General features: G+C 28.0%; 5 protein-coding genes and 1 other annotated feature. All 5 genes read right to left on the minus strand.

From position 1 onward, the window contains the following. Positions 1–51: 51 nt before the first annotated feature. Complete coding sequence (locus tag D3Z33_RS15160; RefSeq protein ID WP_160198620.1) at positions 52–555, minus strand: ECF transporter S component; 504 nt, start codon at positions 553–555, stop codon at positions 52–54. After that, complete coding sequence (locus D3Z33_RS15165) at positions 545–1,825, minus strand: AfsR/SARP family transcriptional regulator (protein ID WP_160198621.1); 1,281 nt, start codon at positions 1,823–1,825, stop codon at positions 545–547. The genes D3Z33_RS15160 and D3Z33_RS15165 overlap by 11 nt, the downstream gene beginning before the upstream one ends. Next, entirely contained in the window at positions 1,818–3,374 is a 1,557-nt protein-coding gene (locus D3Z33_RS15170; RefSeq protein WP_160198622.1) for an amidohydrolase family protein, read from the minus strand. The genes D3Z33_RS15165 and D3Z33_RS15170 overlap by 8 nt, the downstream gene beginning before the upstream one ends. An 83-nt stretch (positions 3,375–3,457) precedes the next feature. Next, positions 3,458–4,669 carry a M20 family metallopeptidase gene (locus D3Z33_RS15175; protein ID WP_201750556.1) on the minus strand — a complete coding sequence of 404 codons (1,212 nt, stop codon included), beginning with the start codon at positions 4,667–4,669 and terminating at the stop codon, positions 3,458–3,460. A gap of 16 nt (positions 4,670–4,685) precedes the next feature. Then, complete coding sequence (nhaC, locus tag D3Z33_RS15180; RefSeq protein WP_160198624.1) at positions 4,686–6,137, minus strand: Na+/H+ antiporter NhaC; 1,452 nt, start codon at positions 6,135–6,137, stop codon at positions 4,686–4,688. A 226-nt stretch (positions 6,138–6,363) separates the two neighbouring features. Beyond that, positions 6,364–6,603, plus strand: a binding site (T-box leader). Positions 6,604–6,856 lie beyond the last annotated feature (253 nt).

The raw sequence follows: 6,856 nt of genomic DNA on the forward strand, positions 1-6,856 counted from the left end.
ATTATAGATAAATACTATTTTTATCATAATATTTTTTATAGCTTCACAAACTTAAATCTTTTGAGTTTTTTTAGAACCACGAGGATAGATTATTATTGCTAGTATTCCTCCTATTATTGCTGTATAAAGTTGTGGAAATGTAAATGTGGCTATTATAGCTGGTGGTACTTTAGGTATAAATAGTGGTAATATCATTCTAACTGCTATAGCTAAAGCGGTAAATTTTACTAATGCAGCTATTATTACTGCAATCCAATTAGTGTATTTTATCCTCATTTTATTTATTATATAAAAGGATAACACAAATAATATATTTCCTATAACTATTATTGGAATAAGAGGAGCAAGACCTATAATTCCCATTATAAATGCTATTATTGGTGTAAGTGATCCAATTATCACCCCTGATGTAGGTCCTATCATAAGTACTGACAGTATAAGAGTCATATTTACAAGTGGCCCTACTAAAGGCTGTGCAAATTCTCTAAATCCTATTTGAAATACTAATGCAAGCGCTAACAATAAAGATGTTCTAACTAAATTTTTAGTATTCATTTTTTCCCCCTTTTATATTTTTTAATTTCTTAATTTTTTCATTATATTCATCTGAAATAATTATTATTTTTATATTTTTTACATTTTCTCTATATAACATAAATTCTATAAATTCTAAAGAAGTATTATCTATAAATTTAAATTTATCTATCATTATTGTCATATGCTCTTCTAATGATATTTGCTTTATTATATTTTCTAATGATTTAAATATATTTATTTTTGTAGCCATATTCAATAGTGAATCTTTATCTTTTATATATCTCTGTACCTTAGAATTAACAAAGCAAATATTAAATAAATCACTATCATCTATATTTAACAAAATTTGATCATATATTTTTGCTATTTTGTCTATTAATTCTGATAATACATAGTATTCTATAGCTCCTAATGGATAAGATTCAAGAAATATTGAGTTTTCTCTAAATTTTTCTTTATCATATTCTTTTATTATATATAAATTAGAGTATTTATTTTTAGCATTTATTAGCTTAGATTCTGGTATTTCTTTTATATCTCTTTTATTATTTCTATTCATAATATTTTTATATGCATTTTTTATTTCAATTGCTGGACTAATATTTAATTCCTCTCTTAATCTTTTTACACATCTATTATAGTGATGTAATGCTTTATTTCTATCACCTATTTGAATATATATATTTATAAGTTCTAAATACAAACTTTCCTTTAAAGGATTAATTGATAATTTATCTTCTAATATTTTTATCGCCTTTTGATATTCTCTTCTTTCTTTGTAACTATCTTTTAGTTTGGTCAAAACTTTTATATAATTTCTCTGAAATTTCTCTCGTTCATAAAATACCCAATCATTAAATTCAGGACTATCTTTTATATAAAATCCTTCTAAAAACTCACCTTTATATAATTTTTTTATTTTTTCCAATGAGTTTATATCTTGATTTTCTACTCCCTTTTGGAATTCTTCTACATCTACATATATATCTATATTATTATTTAAGCTTATTGTTTCTTTATCAGAAATAAATGGATCAATTTTTTCGTTTTTTTGTTTAAATAGTTTTCTTAGTTGCCATATATTGTACCTTAAATTATACCTACTTGTATCAAAATCATTTGAATCCCAAAATATATCAGCTATTTTATTTCTATTAAACTTTTTATTTCTTTGTTCTGCCATATAAGTTAATATGCCTATTGATTTATGACTTAATTTATCTAAGATAGATTCATCATTTAAAAGTATATCCACTCTACCTAGTAAATATATTTTCAACTTAGCCATCTATATCACCTTTATTTTTAAAGATTATATAGCCTTGTTTTAATGTTAATTCTACATTTATATCTTTTATTTCTTCTTTTTTAACTTTTAAAGGATTTTTATCTAATACTACTAAATCTGCCCATTTACCTATTTCTATTGACCCCTTAATATCTTCTTCAAATACAGAATAAGCTCCATTAATTGTAAATAACTTTATAGCTTCTATAGGTGATATTGAATACTCTTTATTTGGATGATTTACTGCTGTATGTATTCCTAAAAGTGGATCTATTTTTGTTACATCACTATCTGACCCCCCTGCTATGATTAATCCTGATTCTACAATTTTTTTAAATGGATTTGTTTTTTTTCTTCTTTCACCTAATCTCTTATCATATAAATCCCCTTTATCTCCCCAATAATACTCATAGGATGGTTGCATTGATAATACTAATTCTAAATCTTTAGCTCTTTTTATATGTTCATCAGATGGTAATTCAAAATGTTCTATTCTATGCCTATGATTTTCCCTTTTATACTTTGTAAGTGCATATTCATATGAATTTAGTATTTGCTCTATTGCTCTATCACCTATAGCATGTACTGTTATTTGCAGGTTTTCTTTATGTGCATTTAATATAAATTCATTTAATTCTTCTTGTGAAAAGAACAGTCTACCTTTATTATTTTTTTGATCTGAATAATCTTCTTTTAATGCTGCGTTTCTTGAACCAAATGAACCATCTAAAAATATACATCCACCAATTCGGTTTAACTGTTTTCCTTTTACCATGTCTACATCTATTGTCTGATAGAACAAGTTTATATCTATAGGAAATTTCGTATTATTATTTATTATGAATTCTGCATCTCTATTATGAAATACAAATCCACCTTCCAATGCTCCAACTGTAGTTACACCTTTGCTAATTGCTAAATCTAATGCTTTATTTACACCTTTTTTTCTTATGCTATCTGAAAAGTTATTTAGTATTTGCCCTCTAATATATGCACTGGCTTTACCTGTTAATCTTCCATCAGGAAGTCCTCTTTCATCTCTTATTATACCCTCTAAATCAAATGGTATATTTAAGCTATTTAGTGCCATTGAATTAATTGAACTTATATGATATTCTACTCTATTTATCCATACAGGATGATTTGGAGCACACTTATCTAATTCATATCTTGTAGGCATACGACATTCAGATACTCTTAAATCATCATAACCTATACCTCTTATAAGTTGTCCTTCCGGTTTTTTATATGTAGCTTTTCTTATTCTTTCTTGTAACTCAACTATACTTTGTACATCACTTAAATCTACTGATAATAAATTTAATCCTGTTTGTACAAGATGAACATGACTATCATAAAATCCTGGTAATACTGTTTTTCCCATTAAATCTATTTTTTCTTTTGCATTATTTATATATTTTTTATATTCATCATTATTCCCTATATCTATTATACTGCCTTTATCTACAGCTATCCAATTAGCTGTAGATAGATTTTCATCTATAGTTAATATATCTCCATTGTATAATATCAAATCTATATTTTTCACAGAAAATTCCCCTCTATCAAATTGTCTTAATATTATTTTACCATATGTATTATAAAAAATCCCTTCATATAGAAGGGATTTTTTTATTTTGCATTTAATGTTGTCTTTAAGAAATCATATATTACTTCTGCAGTTTTAACTACAGTGTCTATAAGCACATATTCATTACTACTATGATAATTCTCACCATGAGGTCCAAATACAAATGTAGGTACACCTACTCTTGTTCCTAGATAATTAAAGTCACCTATGCTTGTAAAATAACTTGTTTGACCTTCTTTTCCAGTGATATTTTTTATACTCTTTTGTAATGCCAAAGTATATTCATTTTCTTCATCTACTGTATAAGGTAAAAATCCATCTGCTTCATCATTTGGAGCTTCTCTAAAGTTTATATCTACTTTACTCTTTATATTTGCTTTTTCTACTGCTCTATTTACTTCATCTACTATATAGTCTTTGTCTTCTCCTCTTACTATATGTCTAAACACTGTGAATTCTGCAGTGTCTGCTACACTACATGCTGCTCCTCCACCATTCATTTCTATTAGCGCAAAAGAGCCTTCACCTAATTTATCATCTTTTAATCCATCCATATTTTCTAATTCTAATATAACTTTCGATGCATCAGTTATTGCATTTATTCCAAGTTCAGGTGCTGCTGCATGAGATGACTTCCCTTTTAGTTTAACACTATAATTATATCCACCTCTTGCTCCAAGACATACACATGGAAAATCACATGCTGAAAATCCACTACTAGGTTCTGGAACTATGGCTACATCTATATCTTCTGTATATCCATCTTGTATAAGTGCATCTGTACCTAATCCAAATGGACCTTCCTCATCTGATACTAATGTATAGAGTATTTCTCCATCAAATTCATCTACTGTATTTTTAAATGCTTCCAAAGCAAGTATTATAGCTGCTACTCCTGATTTCATATCAAGTGCACCAAGTCCATATAAACGATTTCCTTGTCTTGTTGCTTTTAATGGGTTGTACTCCCAACCTTCACATATCTCTACTGTATCTAAATGTCCATTTAATAATATTTTTGGACCTTTTCCTTTTCCTTTTAAATTTCCTATTACATTTTTACCTTTAAATTTTGTTATCTTTTTATCTTCATATTCATGTATTTCTGTTGGAATATTTTTTTTCTTTAATAAATCATGTGCATATTCCATTATTTTATCTTCTCTGAAATAAGGGCTTTCTATTTCTATAAGAGAGGATAACAATTCTACTATATTTTCCTCATTTATATATTCCCTATATTTTTGTGTCAATTTGATTCCTCCTAATTTAAACTGTCTTTTCAACTGTGTCTTCATCATGATACGTATTTACTGATTCTATATCTCCTTCTTTAAATATAAATTTGCCTGTGAAAGAATATAGTATTGCTATTAATGGTGTTAAGAATGATAAGAATACATATGGAAAATAATCCATTGTAGGAACGCCTAATGTTCCTGCAAAAAATACTCCACATAATCCCCATGGTACAAGTGGTGATGTAACTGTTGCTGAATCTTCTGAAGTTCTTGAATTAACTTGTGGTAATATATTTAATTTCTTATATGCTGGTACTAGCATACGAGATGGTATTATTATAGCTATATATTGACTTGCTGAAAATAAATTTACTGCAATTGATGATAATACATGTGTTGTAATAAGTCCCTTTGCACTACTAACTAAAACAGCTATTTTTTCTAATAATACTTCTAATATCTTTGTTTTTTCTAATATTCCACCATAACTTAGTCCTATAAATCCTAGAGATATAGTCCACATCATACTTTGAAGCCCTCCACGACTAAGTAATGCATCTACTGCTTCTACTCCTGTTTCTGATACAAATCCATCATTCATAAATGCTAACATTTCTCCTAATCCATATCCTTGGAATATCATTGCAAATGCTAGACCTAAAAGTGATGCTATTACCATTACTGCAAGTCCTGAGACCTTTTTAACTGCAAGTATAACTATTACTACTGCTGGTATTAATGTTATAGGACTTATATAATAATTTGAACTTAATCCATTTAATATGCCATCTATTTGTGCAGTATCTATTGTTCCACTACCAAACTTAAATCCTACTATTCCATATATTACAAGAGATATTAAAAATGCTGGTCCTGTAGTATATGCCATAGATTTAATGTGGTCGAAAAGGTTTGCCTCTGCCACACCTGCTGCTAAATTTGTAGAGTCTGATAATGGTGACATTTTATCTCCAAAGATTGCGCCAGTTATAACTGCTCCTGCTGTAATTGGTGCTGGTATTCCAAGTCCATATCCAATACCCATAAATGCAACACCAAATGTAGCACCAGTAGTATATGAACTTCCTGTAGATATAGATGATACTGCACATACAAACGCTACAGTAACTAAAAATATTTTTGGTGATAATATGTTTAATCCATAATATATTAATGTTGGTATTGTTCCTGCTGGTATCCATGATGCAATAAGTACCCCTACTAGCATAAGAATAAGCATTGGAAGCATTGCTATTTTACATCCATATAGTATACCTTCCTGTACATCATCCCAACTAAATCCTGATATTAATGCTATCACTGCTGCAAATGTCGCTGCCATTATTAACGTAATATGTGTAGCATAATTTTGCTTTAATACGAATATCTGAACCGCCATTGCAATACATAAAAATAAAATAACTGATAAGGCTGCAATAAAACTTGGCCTTTTACCACTTGAGTCTTTTAAATTACTCATTTAATCACTCCCCATTTGTATTTGATTATATATTAACATACCATCGTGGTATAAATCGTTTGATTTTATGTTTATTTTCGATTTTTCAGAAATATTTATATATTTTATATAAAAAACTCTACATAAAGTTATTTTTTATGATATATAATAAATAACTATAAATATTTTTTCAAAAAACTCTTGACAAATATAAGTTTAAAGTTTAATATTGTATCTAATATAATTAATAAATGCATCGATGGAGAGAAAGATATCTAAATTTAATTACAGAGAATTGGCGTTGGTGAGAGCTAATATTAAATTGATATGTAATATACACTCCAGAGCAGATTTGCTAAATGAATTTTATTCTAGTAGGCAAATACGAATGCCCATCGTTACAAGGGATAGGATTGTTAGATCTGAAGTGATGACATATTGTCATAATTAGGGTGGTACCGCGGATATTAAATCTTTCGTCCCTATAACCATAAGTTTTTTAACTTGTGATTATAGGGATGGAAGATTTTTTTATTTGTAAAATTAATTTTAAAGGAGGAATAATCATGAAAAAAGGTAAATTAGTTAGTTTATTATCTCTACTGATTATAGTGAGTTTAATAGCTAGTGGTTGTGGTAAAACAAAAAGTAAAAGTACATCAGGTGAAAATACTTATCATATTGGAATAAGTCAATTAGTGGAACATCCTGCTCTTGACGATGCAAGACGTGGTTTTGAA

The sequence above is a fragment of the Senegalia massiliensis genome (genome assembly GCF_009911265.1).
GTDB lineage: Bacteria > Bacillota > Clostridia > Tissierellales > SIT17 > Anaeromonas > Anaeromonas massiliensis_A.